This window comes from Rothia sp. HMSC069D01 (assembly GCF_001810135.1).
Classification (GTDB): Bacteria; Actinomycetota; Actinomycetes; order Actinomycetales; family Micrococcaceae; genus Rothia.
The window spans coordinates 568396-588735 of record NZ_KV800108.1 but is presented as its reverse complement, the minus strand read 5'-3'; the positions used below and the strand labels follow the sequence as shown (position 1 = coordinate 588735).

Annotated in this window: 16 protein-coding genes, 2 tRNA genes and 1 other RNA gene; 12 read left to right on the top strand and 7 right to left on the bottom strand. The window is 60.1% G+C overall.

The genetic code is table 11. The features are described 5' to 3' along the window. From HMPREF2710_RS06835 to HMPREF2710_RS06825, 3 genes are all read right to left on the bottom strand, one after another. A partial coding sequence (locus tag HMPREF2710_RS06835) for a siroheme synthase (RefSeq protein ID WP_246824546.1) occupies positions 1-2751 on the bottom strand: 2751 nt, incomplete at its 3' end. A 485-nt stretch (positions 2752-3236) separates the two neighbouring features. Further along, positions 3237-4307: an S-layer homology domain-containing protein gene (locus tag HMPREF2710_RS06830; protein ID WP_070600274.1), complete on the bottom strand. Its 1071-nt coding sequence runs from the start codon at positions 4305-4307 to the stop codon at positions 3237-3239. Positions 4308-4682: 375 nt separating this feature from the next. Next, on the bottom strand, positions 4683-5474 hold the full coding sequence (locus tag HMPREF2710_RS06825) for a YaaA family protein (protein ID WP_070600271.1): 792 nt from the start codon (positions 5472-5474) through the stop codon (positions 4683-4685). A 148-nt stretch (positions 5475-5622) separates the two neighbouring features. Here HMPREF2710_RS06825 and rnpB point away from each other — a divergent pair. After that, positions 5623-6028: RNase P RNA component class A (gene rnpB, locus HMPREF2710_RS06820), an RNA gene on the top strand. A 131-nt stretch (positions 6029-6159) separates the two neighbouring features. Here rnpB and def read toward each other — a convergent pair. From def to orn, 3 genes are all read right to left on the bottom strand, one after another. After that, complete coding sequence (gene def / locus HMPREF2710_RS06815; protein ID WP_049334074.1) at positions 6160-6732, bottom strand: peptide deformylase; 573 nt, start codon at positions 6730-6732, stop codon at positions 6160-6162. A 132-nt stretch (positions 6733-6864) separates the two neighbouring features. Next, positions 6865-6937, bottom strand: a tRNA-His gene (locus HMPREF2710_RS06810). Between the two features lie 106 nt (positions 6938-7043). Further along, positions 7044-7730 (bottom strand): oligoribonuclease, encoded by a 687-nt coding sequence (orn, locus tag HMPREF2710_RS06805; protein ID WP_012903665.1) that lies wholly within the window; start codon positions 7728-7730, stop codon positions 7044-7046. Between the two features lie 238 nt (positions 7731-7968). Here orn and mptB point away from each other — a divergent pair, with 238 nt between their 5' ends. Then, complete coding sequence (gene mptB, locus HMPREF2710_RS06800) at positions 7969-9642, top strand: polyprenol phosphomannose-dependent alpha 1,6 mannosyltransferase MptB (RefSeq protein ID WP_070600269.1); 1674 nt, start codon at positions 7969-7971, stop codon at positions 9640-9642. A 102-nt stretch (positions 9643-9744) separates the two neighbouring features. Beyond that, positions 9745-9820, top strand: a tRNA-Arg gene (locus tag HMPREF2710_RS06795). Between the two features lie 95 nt (positions 9821-9915). On the opposite strand, the gene HMPREF2710_RS06790 is transcribed toward HMPREF2710_RS06795, so the two are convergent. Further along, positions 9916-10812 (bottom strand): HNH endonuclease family protein, encoded by an 897-nt coding sequence (locus tag HMPREF2710_RS06790; protein ID WP_070506503.1) that lies wholly within the window; start codon positions 10810-10812, stop codon positions 9916-9918. A gap of 346 nt (positions 10813-11158) precedes the next feature. Here HMPREF2710_RS06790 and ssb point away from each other — a divergent pair, with 346 nt between their 5' ends. The 9 genes from ssb (at position 11159) to HMPREF2710_RS06745 (ending at position 20294) form a co-directional block, all read left to right on the top strand. After that, positions 11159-11776, top strand: coding sequence for a single-stranded DNA-binding protein (gene ssb / locus HMPREF2710_RS06785; RefSeq protein WP_049337711.1), 618 nt, complete (start codon positions 11159-11161; stop codon positions 11774-11776). Between the two features lie 217 nt (positions 11777-11993). Continuing rightward, the gene (gene rplS, locus HMPREF2710_RS06780; RefSeq protein ID WP_049337710.1) at positions 11994-12341 is read left to right on the top strand and encodes a 50S ribosomal protein L19; all 348 of its coding nucleotides are present in this window, start codon (positions 11994-11996) and stop codon (positions 12339-12341) included. A gap of 239 nt (positions 12342-12580) precedes the next feature. Continuing rightward, positions 12581-13567 (top strand): signal peptidase I, encoded by a 987-nt coding sequence (gene lepB, locus HMPREF2710_RS06775; protein WP_049337709.1) that lies wholly within the window; start codon positions 12581-12583, stop codon positions 13565-13567. A gap of 6 nt (positions 13568-13573) precedes the next feature. After that, positions 13574-14404, top strand: a complete 831-nt coding sequence (locus tag HMPREF2710_RS06770; RefSeq protein WP_049337708.1) for a ribonuclease HII — start codon at positions 13574-13576, stop codon at positions 14402-14404. 92 nt (positions 14405-14496) lie between these two features. Further along, complete coding sequence (locus HMPREF2710_RS06765; protein ID WP_049337707.1) at positions 14497-14823, top strand: DUF2469 domain-containing protein; 327 nt, start codon at positions 14497-14499, stop codon at positions 14821-14823. A 291-nt stretch (positions 14824-15114) separates the two neighbouring features. Then, entirely contained in the window at positions 15115-15570 is a 456-nt protein-coding gene (locus HMPREF2710_RS06760) for a YraN family protein (protein WP_012903656.1), read from the top strand. After that, positions 15570-17108 (top strand): YifB family Mg chelatase-like AAA ATPase, encoded by a 1539-nt coding sequence (locus HMPREF2710_RS06755; RefSeq protein WP_049337706.1) that lies wholly within the window; start codon positions 15570-15572, stop codon positions 17106-17108. Before HMPREF2710_RS06760 ends, HMPREF2710_RS06755 begins: the two co-directional genes overlap by 1 nt. Positions 17109-17253: 145 nt before the next feature. Then, complete coding sequence (dprA, locus tag HMPREF2710_RS06750) at positions 17254-18981, top strand: DNA-processing protein DprA (RefSeq protein WP_246824545.1); 1728 nt, start codon at positions 17254-17256, stop codon at positions 18979-18981. Between the two features lie 197 nt (positions 18982-19178). Then, positions 19179-20294 (top strand): tyrosine recombinase XerC, encoded by a 1116-nt coding sequence (locus HMPREF2710_RS06745; protein ID WP_049349982.1) that lies wholly within the window; start codon positions 19179-19181, stop codon positions 20292-20294. Positions 20295-20340 lie beyond the last annotated feature (46 nt).

Sequence of the window (20340 nt, the reverse complement as noted above, 5' to 3'; positions counted from 1 at the left end):
CTCAACCTTCGGGGAACCCGCCAGACGGTACAGCGACACCGTCACATCGTGGCGCGTCATACCGCTATGCCAGGACATCGGCGAAGGATTAGGCAAAATATCACGATCAGCAAACCACTGCTCAGCCGCCTGCAACTCATCCTCACGCGTCAGCTTCAGAGGAATATCCTCGACAGCAAGCTGCTCCACCGACTCGCCGGCACCATCCTTACCGGGGGTGACCTTCTCCAAGACCAGACGATAAGTGCCCGAATAGCTCAGCGGCTGAGCGATCGTCAGATTCAGCTCCGCCCTGCCGTCCTTGATGAGGTCAGCCGGGATTGCCTGCTGGAACACCGTCTGACCGGTCAAACGCCCCTGCTCATCAACATGCTGCACCGAGAGGCGGTACGATCCTTCACTCGGATCAGAAAGCCCGGTAGCGCGCGCCGTAAACAAGTTCGTCTGCGCATAAGGGCTCAGGCCCACCGACCCAAGGTGCAGCGTGGGCCCCGCAGAGTCCTGCTCGGGAGAATGCACCGGAAGGAACTCCGCAACATCATTCAGCATAGAACCCGGAGAATCTTCCATGCCGGGGTAAGGCACCCCGTTCCCATACATACCAATAAAGTAGAGCTTGCCCGGCTTCAACGTACCCGCAGGAATCTTCAGCTCCGCACTGAAATAGTTATTGCGGAACCACCTGGTGTTAACCCCGTAGTACGTGTAGTCATCCCGCTGAGTGAACACAGGCTCACCCACCATCTTTCCCGTTGCAGGGTCAGCCTCATAGATAGCGATGACCGGCCAATCATTACCAACCATTTCACTAGCCTGGGAGAGGATATGGCGTCCCTCAACCCGCAGCGTCGTATCCTTCCACGGGTTATCGATAGCGGACTGACTGAAGGTGTAGGTTCCACGGGTCGGCTGCGCTTCCTGAACCACATCAATATGGGCGCGGGCATACAAACGGTTCGACCTACTCGAAGGTTCCGGCTCAGTTTCATCCGACGGGTAGTACGTCATCACCACATCGAAGAGCTCACCGTCGGCAGCCTCAACGTACTGCGGGGGAACCTTAAACGTGTAGGTGAGGCTACCGTCCGGGTTCTCCCGCACCTGATGCACCAAATCCTTGAGCATTCCGCCGTACTCGTCGAGAGGCTCATAACTATTGTGCTCCGCATACACGTACACCGACCCGCGCTGCACCAGAGCCAGCTCGTAGAAAGTGTACTTCTTACGGAACTCGGGGCTCAACGGGGAAGTCGTCACCGACACCGTACCGCCCTGAGAAATATTGAGGGTTCCCGAAGTCACCTTCAACTCAACATTCCCCGGGTTCTCCGAATCAACAGCATCAGCGGCAAGAGGCGCCATCGGAAGCTGCGCGCTCACCGTGAACTTATGGCTACCGTACGAATACTGAGAGTCCGAGAACACCACACGCACTTCAGCCATCGAACCGCGAGAAGAAGGCCTATTGTAGGAATCACCATGAGCCTTATACTCAACCTCCACGGTCAGAGTGCCGTCAGCATTGCGGGTTACCAGCTCGTCACGCTTATAGTATTGACCCGCTACATCATTCCTCGCAAAATATCCCTGCTCACCAGAGGTAGCGTTATAAATCGACACAGAGTCAATGTAGTACCCCAGGTCAACCTCGGGTGAAATATTAGAAATAGTCACCTTATAGACGCGGTCCTGACCGGGATCAAAATCCTGCGCAGCAACAGATACCTTCGGCAGGGTATTCCTGAACGAATTATCCTGATACGCCATGCGCGCAGGGTTATTGCCCACCGGAACGAAGGGGAACTTACGCGTCAGCTTATTCCACCCGTGGGTTTCTACACCGGAAACACCCAGGGAATATCCCTTACCGGACTTCAAGACTCCCGCAGGGATAGTGACCTTCTTCTGGAAATAGCCGTTAGGAATCAGGCCCTTGAAAATGCGCTGATTCTCTTCCGTATCCGGTGCCTTCAGCTCACCAAGCGAAGCCACATTATCGTTCGTGACCTTTCCCTGCTCATCATGCTCGGATAGGGTGAACTTCACGGAGCTGACATCCTGAAAACCGGTACCCGTCAGCGTCACCTCAATCGGCTGACCGGAAGCAATCTGCTCCTCAGAAATAGCCGAAACATCATAGGTGATGGAGGGGAGCGCCGCCTTCGGGAGGTTGAACTCCACCGGCAGCGCCGTACGGACGCGATCCTCAGTGTTCCACGCATAGGGGTGCGCATCGTCTACGGGGCGGTAGGTCAGAATGACCTCGTACTCCAGATTTGCCGGCAGGCTATTCGCCGGAACCGTCAGGTCAGCGCTGAAACTGCCGTCAGCAGCCGGAGCCGGGGCATCAAAGACAAGGCCGCGGTGATCGACCTTCTGGTAGGGGTTAGCGTAGGTCGAAGAGCCCTTCGGAGCAATCGTGAGGCTACGTAGCTCATGATGCGCCAAGAACTCGGGGCTCAACCCGGTACCCTCCACGTGCACGGTACCGCCGTGAAGAATGTCGAGGGAGCCGCTGGACACGCGCAGGGTCGGCAGGGAAGCATCCTGCTTATCACCCTGTACGGGTGCGTTTTGCACGGGTGCTGCTTGAAGTGCTGCCTGCTGCCTGCCTGCCTGCTGGGAGGGGGAGGCGGGAGCCGGCTGGGCCGCCACCGGCGTCAAAGCCAGCAGCGGAGTCAAACCCAAAACCAGGGAAGCACCCGCAACTGTTCGGCGCGTGCCAAGAGCAGGCTTAAAGAAGGAGGACATCATTATCCAATCTGAATTTTCTGCATGAAAGAGGGCGAATGAGAAAAGAAGTTGAGAGGATAAATGAGTGACAGTCCACCGCACCGAACCCGCACCGAATCCACATCGTAGAAGGCCCGTAGCAGCGGTAAGCTGAAGTGCAATTTCAGCCTACCAACCCGCGTCTTAGACAATCAATGAAAACACGAGAAAAACATTCCAATAAGAGTTATAAGACAAAAAATTCGAAAATTACGCCCATGTTTTATACAAAGCCCAAACCCCAAAAAGACCACACAATGGAGAGACAAAAATGGAAGCATCACCAGCGCTAAAAACGGCACCCAGCAGCGCCAGTACCAGAAAACGGGCACACAAAAAGGGGCGGCGAGAGAAAAACTCTCACCGCCCCTTCTATAGCCACTATCTTCAGCTACTGTTCTCAGAGACTAACCCAAGCTAAAACGTGTAGGGTCAACCGCCTGGTTCACGGCACCTGCCGAATCCTAATCATCGATATAGGGGCTACTGGGGATGGTGTCAAGCATGTCGAGCATTGACAGGACACGAGCCAGCTCCTCGCGGGTAGCAGTCTTGGTCGGACGGAAATCCTTGCTCTTATAGTGATATCTCGTATCGATATTCACCGACGAGTGCAGCCACACCGACTCGGTGTAGAACGGGGCACCCGGCTTCATATCCTGCGGGGTAGTGGGACGGAACCAATAAGAACGACGACCGGGGGTAAGCATAAAGTAACGGTAGAAGAACGCAGCCATCGTAGCGCGGCTAGCCACCGCCTCCGGGTGCATCTTACCGTCAGACCAGCCGGAAGTCAGACCGTTCTGATACGCCCAAATATACGCCGGGTAACGCTCATCCTTCGGGGACAAATCCGGGAAAGGAGAACGCGCAGGAAGCTTCACCTTCGGCGAGCAGGCGCCTCGGTAGATTGCATCCATCAGGTCGCCGCGGGTCACCGCACGCTTAGGGTAGAAGCAACGTTCCTTATCGAGCAGCAGAACCTTTGCCTTACATGACCTGTAGATATCGGGGGCGTACTCGCCATCCATATCAATGTCCACAATGAAAGGTGCCCACGCGAACTCCGTGTCAATCTTGGGGCGAACTTCAAGAGTGCGCAGAATGGTGTACTGCTGACGGCGCGGACGAAGAGACAAGCGAACCCCGTAGTTTCCATTCGGGCCACCGGTGATCTCAGAATCAATGACGTGATGCCTAATGTAGACATCATTCTCGATGCGCTTCTTCGGCTCAAGAGAGAAGAAATAGAACTGGGTGAAGCCCTTCTCCTTGGTGTAGTAGCCGACCTCAATGTACGGGGTGTACAGGCCGCTATCAATCACGGCCTGCAAGCCGGTAATCTCATAGCTGAGGTTGAAGCCGCTAATATCAAACGATGCCTCGGTAATCTTGAACGTCAGCGGGGTGGTCTTAACGTCCAAGGTGGCAGCCTGGACGCTCTGCTCGCCGGCATGGTGTGCACCCAAAGCGCCAGCGACTGTTAGCGCTGCCGCACCCTTAAAAAGGGCGCGACGAGAGGAAAAAGTAGACATATCATTGTCCCATCGATGTGTTTCTGAGTGGTTACTTCTACGCTAGCAAACCAATAACCATTGGTTAAGCCTCTAGTCGTTTGCTATGCGTACGCGGCGTGACGTGTTTCCATGTGTGCTGAGTTGAGAATGTGAATGCTAGTGAGTGATGTACCCGCCACCAATGGCGAGACGTTTAATACTATAAGCACTTCTGTGCACAAAAAGAAGGCGGATAGATAGACACTACCCGCCTTCTGCCCCGCAAAAACCTACCTGCTTAATGTGGGGAAATGTGGTTTTACAGGGGGAAATACAGACTTAAGCCCCTAGAAAAATAGTTAAAAAATTTTCAATATGATGCAAAAAATAGGCGAAAACAAATAGTTGGGCGACCTACTGCTCATGTACCAGCAACGTCAAAACGCCTGCCTTACGCGCCGTCGGTAGGGTGCACTCCACCGACCAGTCCTCGCTGACCGCCTCCAAAAATTCGGCAATACCAGCCGTAGAACCATCAATAGGACGAGCCGCCAAACCCGACTGAATCAGGTAACGCGCAAACAAGCCACGGTAATGCTTCGCCATATGCGAAACGACCTTACGCGACCCATCAGCCGCCACACGCTCCACACGAACCGCCAGAGTCTGCGACGGGGGAGTCACCCACGACTTCGCGTACGCTGCAGAGCGGCAATCCAGAATCAGCTGGTCCCTCGCGGTCGACTCCAGGGCGGTACCCAACGCACCCTTCCAGAAGGATGCAAGCGCACCCACCGAACCCAGCTTCACGCCCATCGACAGGCGGTAGGCGGGAATTGCGTCCTCGGGGCGCAGAATACCCCACAGCGCCGAAGAAATCAGCAACGACCAGTGCGCGGCATCGCGTTCGGCGGGGGAGAAGCTCGCATAATCTAGCGCCTCAAAGAGCACACCCGTGTAGGTGCGGATCGCGGGCTGTGCCGGTTCGGTCAGCAGGCGCGTATTGCGTTCCACCTCTGCTGCGAGGGAAGCACCCACCTTGAGCTCCGTGAGAGCATCGGGGCCCGAACTGACTACGGTCAGCTCCTCCAGGACGCTCTCACGCTCGGCGGTCAGTTCGGGGAACGAGAGGTCAGCAAAGCATACGGGCGCGTTGCCTGCGGGGGCGGGAGTTTTACCTTCGGACGGGGGAAGAAGAATCAGCATCTCTCCAGTGTACCCGCGAGACGCAGTGTAGCTACGAGGCGCTGTGTAGTTGCGAGGCGCCGGCGTGCCCCAGTACGTCCGTGTACCCGCAAAACGAACCCGGAACATAGCCACCTCCAAGGGTGTGCGTATAATGGGTTGGGTGAAACGGGCCGTCTGGGCAATCGCGAGGCATACGTGCTTCGAGGAAAGTCCGGGCTCCACAGCACAGGATGGTGGATAACATCCACTCGGGGTAACCCGCAGGCCAGTGCCACAGAAAGTAAACCGCCGCGGTTCGCCGCGGTAAGGGTGAAAGGGTGGTGTAAGAGACCACCAGCGGGCGCGGTGACGCGCTCGGCTAGGTAAACCCCATTCGGAGCAAGGTCAAACAGAATACGCCATGGTAGGGTAGTGCGCCCGATCCCCGTCAGCTTCCTTCACGGAGGTGGGGTGCGTATTCGGGTAGGCTGCTTGAGACGTGCGGCAACGTACGTTCTAGATAGATGATTGCCTCGAAACGCCCCTTCGGGCGGCGTTTTAGACAGAACCCGGCTCATAGGATGACCCGTTTCACGCTACCGTTGACTGATGAAAAACATCATCGGCTGATGGAAAACGAAGACCGCGAATGCGCTTGAGAGTGCATTCGCGGTCTTCGTTTTAAACTTCTCGAAAGGTCTCTGACCTTCAGAAGTGCTCGTGATTAGTGACCGAACGGATCCGGATCCACGCCGGGCATCCACGAGTTACCGTCGACGGTCCAGCCTTCCTTCTTCACGACCTTCTTCATCTTGCTGGTCCACTTCTTGTTCAGACGGTTCACGTACAGCTTGCCGTCCAGGTGGTCGGTTTCGTGCTGCATACAGCGTGCAAACCAGCCGGTCGCCTCAAAGTGGACGGGGTTGCCGTGCTCGTCAAGACCGTTCACGGTCACCCACTCGGCGCGCTTGAGGGGGAAGCCGTAACCGGGGAAGGACAGGCAGCCCTCTTCCTCCTCGTAGGGGTCCGGGTCAGCGGTAGAAATCTTGCCCAGGGTCAGTACCGGGTTGATGATGCAGCCGCGTGGGGGAACGCCGTCCTCATTCTCCATCTTGTAGGTGAAGATGCGCAGGCCCACACCAATCTGCGGTGCCGCCAGGCCCACACCGTTGGATGCGTCCATGGTCTCGTACATGTCAGCCACGAGCTCCTTGAGCTCATCATTAAACTCGGTGACGGGTGCCGCGGGGCGGTGCAGAACGGGGTTGCCGTGAATAACGATGGGGCGAATAGCCACGGAATTATCCTTTGCTTGTGTTGAACGGGAACTGTTGAGTGGGAACTTGCCGGGTACACCGTGCGCGGGTGAACCGGATTGAGGGTAAGCGAAAGGGTCGTTACGGATAACCATAACGACCCTTTCCATCGGGGTGATCGACGGGGGTTGAACCCGCGACCTCCTGGACCACAACCAGGCGCTCTGCCAACTGAGCTACGACCACCATGTGCTTCGCTTGGTTTCCCTTGCGATATGCAACGGATACTACTGTACAGGAGATTCAGAAACCTGCCAAGTTGAAAAGCCGTGATGCTCGTTACATGTCGTGCTTACGCCTCGGACGCCTCTGCCGCCTCAGAAGCGGATGCCTCAGCCTCGCGCTCAGCCGCCTCGCGTGCGGCACGCTCAGCCTCCACCTCACGCGCAATCTGCGCCGAAGCAATCGCATCCGGGCCCTGCGGCACAAAAATAGCGCGGCGGTAATACTTCAACTCATCAATCGAGTCCTTGATATCGCCCAGCGCGCGGTGGTTACCGGTCTTCGCCGGGGCGCTGTGACGAGCCGCCGGGTACCAGCGCGACGCTAGCTCCTTAATGGTGGACACGTCAATCACACGGTAGTGAAGGTGCGCCATGACCTCGGGCATGTAACGCTCCAAGAAACGCTTATCCATGCCCACCGAGTTGCCGCCCAGCTGCGCCTTGCCCGCCACCGGAACATACTTCTTGATGTAACGAAGCACCTGCTCCTGCGCGTAATCCATCGACACACCGTGCTCAATATCGGGCAGCAGACCCGACGCCTCATGCATCGAACGCACAAAGTCATTCATGTTCTCCAGCGCACCGGCAGGAGACTCGTCACCGGGCTTAATGACGAACTCAACGCCAGAACCCAGAATGTTCAAATCGGCATCCGTGACTAGAACGCCCACCTCGACGAGAGCGTCATTCTCCACGTCCAGGCCGGTCATCTCGCAGTCAATCCATACAATACGTTCACTAGAAATACTCACCCTCCCACTCTACCCCCAAATGCCGCCGGCCCGGCGGGCAGCACGTCACAAAGGGGCACAAGATGGTGCAAGACGGCACAGGCGGATGCGCAAACGGCGGCAATGGGGGAGAACTGCACCCCTCTGCGTGCCCTTGAGGAACGTCCACAAGTGCCTTCGCAACAGTGATTCTCGCAAGTGCATCCAAGGGCTCCGGTATGATAAAAACCGGAACGACGATGCAGACAGAAAGGGAGTTATGCGCGCACCAAAGGAGCTAGCACACCGGCTCACCACCCCCGGCGCACACGACGCACCTCTCTCACCCAAACTCTTGGACTACGTCAATAACCACCGTCTGCGCACGGTGATTATCGGCACCATCGGCTCCATCATGGTCACCCTCGGCTCCTACGCCGTCGGCTGGCTCGCCGACAGCTCCAGCTTCTGGCGCTACGACATTATTCGAGCCATCCGATTCGAAGCCGCATGGGTCATCACCGGCATTATCATGCTCGCCCTCGGCGCTATGATCATGTGCCGCGAATGGCTGCGAATCTACCAGAAAATGGGCGACTGGAACGAACCCAACGCCATGCGATGGATGATTGCCGTCACCGCCAGTTGGTCCCTGCCGCAGATCTTCGCGTTCACCATCTACAGCCGCGACATGTTCTCCTACTACGGTCAGGGCATGGTCATGGCGCACGGCCTCAACCCGTACAAGCATGGCGTTTCCGAAATCTCGAACTTCATGCAGAACGGTGCGGACCCCATGTGGGCGGAATCCCCGCCCCCGTACGGACCGGTCTCCCTCAAGCTCGAAGAGTGGATTGTGCGCCTGGCGGGGGAGAACATCGACCTCTCCCTCTTCTACTTCCGCCTGCTCTCCGTGCTCGCGGTCATCGGCATCCTCTTCTACGTAGCAAAACTTGCCAAGGCACACGGCTTCAACCAGGTCCGCGCTCTCTGGCAGATCGGCCCGAACCCTCTGTTCATCGCATCGTTCATCGCCAGCGGCCACAACGACTCGCTCATGACCATGTTCATGCTCGGTGGCCTCTACTACGCTAAGCGCTACCGCGACACCTGGTGGGGTGGCCCGCTCGGTGTGACCTTCGTAGCCCTCGGCGTTGCCGTCAAGCCGCTCGCCCTCGTGGTGCTGCCCTTCGTGGGTCTGCTCTGGGCGGGTAAGAACGCCTCCTGGCCGCGCAAGTTCATCTTCTGGGCACTCTCCGGCGTGCTACTGCTCGCCGAAATGGCGCTCATGGGCTGGGCGACCGGACTGGAATTCGGCTGGATTAAGGCACTGTCCACCACCGGCGGCCAGTACATCTGGTACACCCCCTTCGGTCTGCTCATCGGCGCCGCCTCCCTATTCGTTCAAGGCGACGCATTCGAGGTCATCCGCAAGCTCATCGAAACCGTCGGCAAGGGCATCGGCATGCTTGGCGCCGTGGCAATGGCATTCGTCGGACGCGACCGCAACATCGTGCGCCACGCCGGCCTCGCGATCCTGTTCATGCTCCTGTGCAGCCCCATGATTCAGCCCTGGTACCTGCTCTGGGCAATCCCGATGCTCGCCGCAACCGGTCTGCGCTCGCACTTCCAGCTCATGTGGTACTTCATCACCACGCTGTTCTTCATGGCGTACGGTGTGAGCGACCAGCTGAACGTGTCGCCCTACCTGCGCGATTTCAACCAGGACATGGGCCGACTCATCGCGACCGTCATCTGCCTGGGCTACATCATCTACCTGGTCGCCCTCGACCCGGCAACCCGCCGCCTGGTGTACGTGAGCCTGCACCCCACGCAGATTCGCCGCACCACCATCCGCCTGTGGTGGCAGCTGTTCCCCGGCGCATCAAGCCGCCGTGCACGCCGCCGCGAGGTGAAGAAGGCAGAACGGGAAGCCGCCAAGGTAGGTTCCTAGCGCGAACTCCTAGTTCGCCAGCCTGGCTTAGCTCAGTGGAACAGCCCCGCGTGAGATGCGCTGTGCATGAGAAGCATAAATTCTCATGTACCCTAGAGGAAGGCCTCAGTAGCTCAGAGGATAGAGCAGGAGCCTTCTAATCTCTTGGTCGGGGGTTCGATTCCCTCCTGGGGCGCCACATGCAAAAACCGCCCCGCACCCTAAACTCAGGGTGCGGGGCGGTTTTCTTTATGCTTTTTGCGTGCGTGCCGGGAAGCTACTTCTTGGTCGGGGCTACTTCTTAGTGGGGTTCGTGTCCTTGCAAGAGTTGAGGACGCGCTCCATAACCTTCTTCTCGTCCGCGGTCACCCACAGTTTGTACTTCGCCTTCACGTGCACCTGGCGTGCCACGTAGGTGCAGCGGTAGGCGGTGTTGCTCGGCAGCCAGTCGGCGGCGTCCGCATCGGACTTCTGCTGGTTCGCCGGGCCGTCTGCAGCGAGCAGGTTCTCCGGGTCGTTCGCCAGCTGGCGGCGTTGCTCTGCGGTCAGATCCTGCGCGCCGGTCTGCCATGCGTTCGAAAGAGCCACCACGTGGTCAATCTGCACAGCCGAGGAGGTCTTCTTACCGCGCTTGAACTCGATGGTCTTGCCGGTGTACGGGTCAGCTAGAGTGCCGGTGATGACGGTGCAAGCGTGGGTCCTCACCTTGAAACGAACATTGGTCAGATCGCGGCGCAGAATGTCGTCGCGGGTGTTGCACTTGTTGCCGTCAACGTCATCCCAGGCGGGACCGAACTGATCACGAGAGTAGCCAACCTTCGACGCGCGTTCCTTCACTTGCAGGGACGCCAGCTCGCTCTTCGCGGTCGCCAGATCCGGTGCGAGCGCGGTCGCGGGATCAACCGCCTTGTACGGGTTCTTGACCTCGGCGAGGGTTTCGGTCTGAACGTTGGTCTCTTCATCCTCGGTGGCGGAGGTCGTCTTATCCGAACCGAGCAGCCCGTCCACACCGTTCTTACTCACATAGACCAGACCAATAATCAGCACGATCACGGTGAACAGGGCGAGCAGACCGTAAATGAGGCGCTTCTTCTGCGGGTCCATCGAATCGGGCAGCTTGGGTAGGTTGCGCTGCAGCTGCTGAAGTTCCTGCAGGGAGGGCAGGTTGTTGTTCGCGGGCTTTTTGCTCACGGGTTCTCCAAGGCGGGTAGACGGGATGCGGCTGAGTGCACCGCATCATCAAGGATAGAGCGCGAGGGGCTGAAATAGTTAACTTGAGGGCAAAAATAGCCGCCCCGACGCTGAGATACCTATCACGACGTCGGATGGGGCGTAGCCGTCATATTTCTGCAGGGAGTGTGTTGCCCTCGGGTGATTTTTGAAAAAACGGGGTGAAAAGTTCAAAAACTCTATCCACAGGCGGTGCCCAAAACCGCAAAACGCGAGGTTATCCACAGAACCGGTAACCACCGGGTGCAGGAGCGGGTCAGCGCTGGCAAGGTGAAGGAACCCACCCACTAGCTTCTAAGGAGAAACCATGAGCGACACCATCCTGATCCGCGGATTCACCGCCTCCGACCCGGCACTGAGCACCCTGCCCAACGGGGTGCCCGTCGTGAACTTTCGCCTCGCCAGCACCCCGCGCTGGCAGGACGCCACCGGCACCTGGAAAGAAGGCACCACCAACTGGTACACCGTGAAAGCCTACCGCCGCCTCGCCCAGAACATTGCCACCTCCATTGAGAAGGGGCAGCCGCTGGTCGTGAGTGGCCGCCAGCGCATTAGCCGCTGGAACCGCGAAGACGGCACGCAGGGCACTACCGTAGAGGTGGATGCCCTCGGCATCGGTCACGACCTGAACTACGGTACGAGCACCTTCGCCCGCACCGTGGAGAAGCGCACGGTCAATGAGGGGGCCCTGCAGGGCGCGCCTCAGCAGGGCGCACCTCAGCTGGGTATGCCGGGTGCGCCGTTGCAGGAGGCGCCACAACCGGGCATGTCTCAGTACACGCAGCACTATGCCCCGCCGCACGCACCCCAGCAGAACGCGGAGGCGTCGGGTGTGGCCGCTCCGGGTGCTCCTGCACAGAACGGGGGAGTGCAGAATAGCGCATCCCAGGGCGGGGGAGCGCAGAGTGACGAACCCCCCTTCTAAAAGTGCTCCCCGGATGCTTGCATAAACGCGGGTGCATTGGGATAATGGAGCATTGTGTTGACATCGGGCACGCCCCTGCCGCAGGGGGAAGAGCGACCAACGATGTCAACCTTCGGGCACCAATCCTGTCCGAAGCATGAAGTTTTCTGTCCCGCAGTGGGGCAGAGCAATCTGAGTCTATTTGACCTGCGGCAGATGACTCTGGAGATCTACAACTATGCAGACTCTTGACTTCCTCGACAAGAAGTCCCTCCGTGACGACATCCCCGCATTCGGCCCCGGTGACACCCTGAACGTTCACGTTAAGATCGTTGAAGGTAAGAACCACCGTATCCAGGTCTTCAAGGGCTTCGTCGTTGGCCGCCAGGGTGCAGGCGTTCGCGAGACCTTCACCGTCCGCAAGGTTTCCTTCGGTGTTGGTGTTGAGCGTACCTTCCCGGTTCACTCTCCCTCCATCGAGAAGATCGAGGTTGTGACCCGCGGTGACGTCCGTCGTGCAAAGCTGTACTACATGCGCGACCGCCACGGTAAGGCTGCTCGTATCCGCGAGAAGCGCGAGTTCTAATCTTTATAGATACAGAATTCTGTTGCAAACCGCTCCCCAACCGCATTCCGCGGGAGAGGAGCGGTTTTTGCATATTCTGAGACCCCGCTTTCTGAAACCCCGCTTTCTGAAACCCCGCTTTCTGAGAACCTTGCCGCTCTCAGAAAATAAAAGCCCAAGAGCGTAAACACTCTCGATACAATAGCTAGGTACCGTTTCACCCGAGCTAGGTATCTCTCAAACGAAAGGCTCACTCCAGCATGGCAGACGACAAGAACACTGCGAACACCAGCCCCTTCCCTGAGGGATACCAGCCTCAAAGCCGCCGCGAGCGCCGCGAAATGGAAGAATACTTCGCGCGCCTCGCCGCCGAAAAGGCAGCAGCTGAGAAGGCGGATGCCGAGCAGAGCGCCGTAGCGAAGAATGCCGAGCGCGAAGAAACCACCGAAGAAGAGACTGCCGTAGACGTGGAAACCACCAAGGACTTCTCCGAAATGACCCCCAAGGAACGCCGCAAGGCAAAGCGCGCCGAACAGGCAGAGCTGACCTACTCCCAGGCACAGGAAGAAGGCCGCCTCGGCGAATGGCTCTGGGTGCAGGCACGCGAGGGCGGTACCGTCATCCTCTACGCGCTGGTCATCGCATTCCTGGTCAAGACTTTCCTGCTGCGCGGCTTCTACATTCCTTCCGGCTCCATGGAGCAGACCCTGCAGGTCAACGACCGTGTGTTCATTAACGTGGCGGGCTCTTACTTTAGCGAGCCTAAGCGCGGCGACGTCATCGTCTTCAAGGACTCTCAGGGCTGGATTCCTTCCACCCAGAAGACCAGCAGCCCGCTCAAGGACGCCCTGTCCTTCGCGGGTATTCTGCCGGATACTTCCTCGAACTTCCTGGTCAAGCGCGTTATCGGTACTCCCGGTGACGTGGTCGAAAGCGACGGCAACGGCAAAATCAAGGTCAACGGCGTAGAGATTACCGAACCGTACCTGTACCCCGGCAACCCGCCCTCGGAGATGCCCTTCAAGGTGACCGTGCCCGCCGGCAAGTACTTCGTGATGGGTGACCACCGCAGCAACTCCGCCGACTCCCGCTACCACATTAGCGACGGCACCGCGTTCATCTCCAAGGACGACGTGCAGGGTAACGTGTTCGTGGTGGCGTGGCCGCTGAACCACTTCGGTCTGCTGCAGGATCAGAGCTCGGTGTTCTCCTCGATTCCCGCACCGACCTCCACCCCGAGCGAATAAGCGAGCGTGGCAATGATGGTGAGCGCTCAGAAGAGCGCAACGAAACCCGCTCAAGCTAAGCCCGCGAAAACAACCCCGCCCGCCGCCGACCTCGAGTACGAGCAGCAGCTCTTCGCCTCCGGTGCCCGCACGGTTGCCGGAATCGACGAGGTAGGCCGCGGCTCCATGGCGGGCCCGGTCACCGTGGGCGTCGCAATCCTCACCCCGGACGCCACCCTCGAGGTGGGCGGGCTGATCGACTCCAAGGCGCTCTCACCGGCACGCCGCGAATCCATGGTTCCCGAAATCCGCCAGTGGTGCGCCGTGGCGGTCGGGCACGTGGAACCGGCAGATATTGACCGGCTCGGCATGACCCTCTCGCTGAGGCTTGCCGCCCAGCGTGCGCTCGCAGAGCTGGCGCGCCGCGGATACCGTGCCGACGCCGCCCTGTTGGACGGTAAGCACGACTGGTTCACCCCTCCGCAGGAAGACCTGTTCAGTGCGCTGGCACCGGACCCGGCGCAGGCACACTACAACGCACTGCTCGCCCAGGCTTGGGAAGGCGCAGGCGGTGCAGATGAGCCCGCGCAGATGCCGGTGACCATGGTCATTAAGGGCGACTACAAGTGCGCCTCCATTGCCGCCGCATCGGTGGTAGCGAAGGTAGAACGTGATGAGCTGATGGTCCAGCTGGATACCCGCTATCCGGGGTACGGCTGGGCAAAGAACAAGGGCTACGGATCCGCCGCTCACCGCGAGGCGATTAGCGTGCAGGGCCCCAGCCCGCAGCATCGACTGTCATGGTCGCTTCCGGCGACCGCCGAGCAGATTGAGGCCGCCGCGGCACAGCGCGGCTAGGGCGCGTGGCACTCCTGAAAACCGCGCCTCGGAAGCTGGCGAAAACCTAACGTGCCACCGCTGAATCAGTACTAACCAGGAAAGGAAGAGCAGTGAGCGCAGAAGACCTCGAAAACTACGAGACCGACGCCCAAATGGCGCTCTACCGCGAATACAAAGACGTCATGTCGCTCTTTAGCTACGCGGTAGAAACCGACCGACGCTTCTACCTGGCAAACCAGGTGGACGTCACCCCGCACGTGCAGGACGGCACCCTCTACTTTGAGGTGAGCATGAGCGACGTGTGGGTGTGGGATGTATTCCGCTCCAACCGCTTTGTGAAGAAGGTGCACGCCTACTCGGTACGTGACGTGAACGTGGAGGAGCGCCTGCCCAACCAGGAGTTCACCGTGCCGGAAATGCCGGACTTTAACACCTAGCTCACGCCTGATTCACCGCATTGCCGGGGGAAGCAGGCGGCTGCTGAGCTACCGGGCGGCAGCGCTGGGTGATGAAACCGCGTGATAAACCAGCACGAATATGACGCGGCGAATCGGCACTCGAGCGGTGTTTTTGAAAAATATGCCCCAAAATTTCAAATAACCGACTGTGGATAACCTCTAATTCCTTCTGGGAACCGAGGTTATCCACAGTTTTTCGTTAACCGCGTTCGGGCACGCGCGCGGCGGGCACAGTAGAAGCACTACCGCTATCTACCGGGGGAGAGACCCATGACAACAGCCCGAATAACAGCCCGCGCCGCAACCCGAAGCGCACCCAACAGACCCCTGCTCCGCAGAACCTCGCCTCGCGCCCACAGCGTCGGTAGGTGGGGCGAGGAGCTGACCGCCCGCATCCTGGAGACGAACGGCTACCGGATTCTGGAGAGGAATTGGCGACCGCCCGCTGGACTGGAACACGAACAGATTCGCGGGGAGCTCGACCTGATCGCCATTGACCCCGAGGACGAACTGGTTTTCGTTGAGGTCAAGACCCGCAGCAGCGAAGACTTTGGGCACCCGTTCGCGTCCATTGACCGTGATAAGGCGCGCCGCACGCGCTCGCTGGCGATTCTCTGGTGCAGGCTGCGCGAGAACCTGGATTTTCCGCGCTTTCGCATCGACGCAATTGCGGTGACCGGAACTTGCGAAACCTTTACCTTCGAGCATCTGAAAGCGGTGGCGTAATGGGATTCGCACGCACCTATTCCGTGGCGCTCGTGGGCTTGCGCGGGCACATTGTTGACGTTGAGGCTGACATCTCACAGGGCCTGCCCGGCTTCGTGCTGCTGGGTCTGCCTGACACCGCCCTCAACGAGTCGAAAGAGCGTGTGCGCTCCGCAGCGAAAAACACCGGCATCACCCTCACTCAGCACCGGCTTACGGTGAACCTGACCCCGGCGACCCTGCCCAAGCGCGGCTCGGCGTTCGATCTAGCCATTGTGGTTGCGGCGCTGCAGGCGGAGAAGAAACTGCACCCCAGCGGCGATAGCGTCTTCCTGGGTGAGCTGGGCCTGGACGGAACGCTACGCCCCGTGCCGGGCATCCTGCCGGCAGTTAAAGCCGCCGTGGACGCCGGACACCACCGCGTGATTGTGCCCGCCGAAAACGCTGAGGAGGCGGCGCTCATTCCCGGCGCGCAGGTGAGCGGTTTCCGCTGCCTGGCTGAGGTTTTTGCCGCGCTCGGCGCGGAGAGTCAGAAGCTGACCTACCCGCCCGCCCCGCAGACGGAGGCGAGCGCACCGGTAGCGAAACCGACTGAAATTCCCTCCGATATGAGCGATGTTGCCGGTCAGTCACAGGGCCGTTTCGCCCTGGAAATTGCAGCTGCCGGCGGCCACCATATGCTGCTGACAGGCCCGCCCGGCTCGGGTAAAACCATGCTGGCGGAGCGCCTGCCGAGCATCCTGCCGACCCTCGATAATGATGCCGCGATGGAAGTGACCGCTATTCGTTCCCTCTGCTCGGCGGGGGAGCACCTGAGCGAGCTGGTGCGTCAGCCGCCCTTTGAGGCGCCGCATCATAGCGCCTCCGCGCCGGCGATTCTTGGTGGCGGTAGCGGCATTCCCCGCCCGGGCTGTGTGTCTAAAGCGCACCGCGGCGTGCTCTTTCTCGACGAGGCGCCGGAGTTCAAACGCACGGTGCTCGATTCGCTCCGTCAGCCCCTGGAGTCGGGGACCGTGACCTTGGATCGTTCAAGCGCGTCGGCGACCTATCCGGCGCGGTTTCAGCTGATCCTGGCGGCGAACCCGTGCCCCTGCGGCATGAACGTGGGCACCGGTACGGAGTGCACGTGCGCTCCGCGTGAGCGTCGCGCCTATTTTGGGCGTCTGTCCGGCCCGCTGGTGGACCGCATTGATGTGAATGTGACGGTTCCGAAGGTGTCGTCCACGGAGCTTGCGGGCGGTCAGGTGAATGAGAGTTCGGCGCAGATTCGCGAGCGCGTCATGGCGGCACGGCAGGCTCAGCGGGAGCGCCTGGAACCGTACGGGTTGAAGACGAATGCGGAGATGAACGGCAAGATTCTGCGCGGCCCGCTGCGTCTGGACGCGAAGCTCACCGGCGAGCTGAACGCCGCCGTGGACCGCGGAACGCTGACGGCGCGCGGCTACGACCGAGTGTTGCGTATCGCCTGGACCCTCGCCGATTTGGAGGGTGCCGCCTACCCGAGCCGGGAGCACCTGGATGTGGCGCTTTTTCTGCGGCAGCAGGGGCAATTGAAATAGGGACCGCTGACATAGCGTGCCGGTTTATAGAACGAATCACTCACGAGAGGAGAAGAACGTCATGAGTGAGAAGAAGCTCAGAAAACGAGCTGAAGAGGCCGAATTGAAAGAAAATGGGCTGAGAGAAACAGCGCCGGACGAGTGTGTGCCAGAAGAGAAAGTAACGGGGGAGAGCGCGCCTGAAGAGAGCGCGGCGGAGGATTTTGTGCAGGAGGAACTGCAGATTCGCCTGCCCGGTCGCACCCTGGATGCGCACGCCCTGGCGCGTGAGAGAGTGGCGCATATCCTGTCGCTGGGGCAGGAGCCTTCGCCGAGCCCGTATAACGCGGCGCGGTTGCCGGGGTTCCTCGCATCCTGCCTGAACCCGGTGTACCTGGAAGAGATGCACCTGAATGAGATGAATCAGCAGGAACAGCAGAGGGAGCGGCTACAGGGTGAGGCGCTACAGGGTGAGCGCCCCGAACCTGTGATGGGCACCGCCTCCAGCGGTTCTGACCCAGCACCCCTGCTCAATCCAGCACCCCTGTTCAACCCCGCCCTCAGCGCGGAGCAGGTTGAGGCGGCGTGCCGCGAGTACATCCGCTGCTGCACCGCCCAGCTGATGCGCTACGCGGAGCCCGCCGATGAGCTCGTGGTTGAATCCCTCGCCAGCCTGGGTGCGCCGCTGACCTTGCACTACCTGCTGACCGGGCACATCCCGGATAAGTACACCTGGGAGCACGGCGAACCCGACAAACAACTCGGTGAATTTCTGCACTCGGTGGGTGCACCCGCGGAAGGGGAGTCCGCCCTGTTCTGTAGCGCGAATGGCTACTACACGCCGGGCGAACATCAGATGAGCCGCGATAAGTTCGGCAAGGCGCTCGCGACTCGCCGCCTGCGCTGGAACCGCCGTATGGAACGCACCCTGAACGCGGAGGCGCATATGGCGGCAACCTGCGGGGCGTGGCTGGTCACTCCCGCCGATCCGCTGTGGCCGCCGCAGCTGAACGATTTGGGGCCTGCTCGACCGTACGGGCTGTGGTGCCGAGGCGATTCGCGGCACCTGCTGGATTTGGCCTCTGCCCCGAGCGTGGCGCTGGTCGGTTCGCGCGACCCGAGCATCTACGGTACGGAGGCGACGACCCACCTCGCCGCGGAGCTGGCGCGCCGCGGGTACACGGTGATTTCTGGCGGTGCGATGGGCATTGATATTGCGGCGCATCGGGCGGCGCTGACCCAGCAGGGTAGCGACTTGCCGACCATCGCTTTCATGGCGGGTGGGCTGGACCGGCTGTACCCGGCGCAGAACTCGGATGCTCTGAACATGATTGTCGATCGCGGGCTCATTATGAGCGAGGTGAGCGTGGGTAACACCCCCACGCGTTGGCGTTTTCTGGAGCGTAACCGCCTGATTGCGGCGTTGGCGCGGCACACCATTGTGGTGGAGGCGCGCTGGCGTTCCGGTGCCCTGAACACGGCTCGTCACGCGATGGAGATTGGGCGTACCCTCTGGGCGGTTCCGGGGCAGATTAATTCGCCGAACTCGGTGGGCACGAACCGCCTGTTGCGCGATGGACTAGCGCAAACACTCACCGAGGCTGCGGACATCCTCGAGTACGATGCCGCCGCGGGTTTCGAGCTGGGCACCGAGCACGAGAGCGAATGGGATCAGGCTGCCTCCTCCAGCGCGCTGGATGAGCTGACCGAACGACAGGGTAGGGTCTGGGATGATTTGAGCCCGCGCTCCTACCGCGGCGTGGACGAGATTGCCGCAGCCCTCGGGTTGAGCGCTCGCGACGTGATGGCTGACCTGTTCCACCTGGGTCGTTGCGGTCTGGCGGAGAGTAGCGGAACGAGCTGGCGGAAGGTCCGCCCGACTGTCGCTGCGTAGGGTTCTTCCTGATGACGGGGCGGCACGTGGAGAGCTCGGAACCTCTCTACAATTGGGGGTAGGCTTGCGCATACTGGCGCGGAGCTTACCCCGCCGCCACGCTATCAGCAGATACGCCGGGGGCAGAAATACAACGTCGAGAAGCATCAACGCCGCCAGAGCAGAGCCAGGAACCAGAAACCCGAAAGGAGGGACGCATGACCCCCGCCCGCCAGCACGAAAACCAGGCTGAAAACCAGGCAGAGAACCGGAGCGAAAGCCGGGAAGAGTACCGGGATGATGCTCCCTCCACGACCCTGCCGGTGACCTATACTCGCACGCTTGCGCCGGAGCAAGTAGAGAGCTCTGCTCTACCTGATTCTGCACTGCCTGAATCGGCGCTAGGGGTTTCCGGCGAGGTGTTCCGCCCCGTCCTGGACCGTTTTGAGCGTTTTCTGCGCTACGAGAAGCACCGTTCCGAAGAGACAATCCGCTCGTATATCTCCGATTTGGAGGGCTTCTTCGGCTATATGGCGCGCCGCGGTGTGCGGCATCTGGACAGCATTGATGCGTCCCTGATTCGTGAGTGGTTGGGTTCGCTACATCTGCGGCAGGCGGCTCGTTCTACGGTGGCGCGCCGCGGTTCGACCCTGCGCACGTTCTTCACCTGGGCTCAGGAAGAGGAGCTGGTACACGCCAACCCGACCCGCGGTATGCGCACCCCCAAGCGGGAGAATCACCTGCCGCCGGTGCTGAGCCGTGAGCAGATGAACCAGCTGCTGACTACCCTGCAGGAGCGTCGGGCGCAGGATCCTCGGGATGCGCGCCTGCTGCGCCTGGAAGCTGTGGTTGAGGTGCTGTACGCCTCGGGCATGCGTATTTCTGAGCTGACCGGCCTGGATTTGCAGAGCGTGGACCGGGCGAATAAGACGGTGCGCGTGCTGGGTAAGGGCAATAAGGAGCGCGTGGTGCCGCTGGGTACCCCGGCGCTTAAGGCGCTGAATCGTTGGGTGTCCTATGGTCGTCCGCAGTGGATCCAGGAGGGGGCCCAGGGCGTGACGGCGCTGTTTATTGGTCCTCGGGGTGGGCGTGCGAATGCCCGTCAGATTCGTGAGGACCTGACCCGCCTGCTGCGCACGGTGGAGAATACTCAGGCGTCGGGTGCACACGTTTTGCGTCATTCGGCGGCGACTCACCTGGTGGATGGTGGTGCCGATATTCGTTCGGTGCAGGAGCTTCTGGGGCATTCGTCGTTGGCGACCACGCAGATTTACACGCACGTGTCGATGAAGCGTCTGGCGGAGACGTACGCGCGGGCGCATCCGCGAGCGTAGGACATTCGTGTGTCTAAGGGTCATGCGCAGGTGCGGGGGAGCGCTC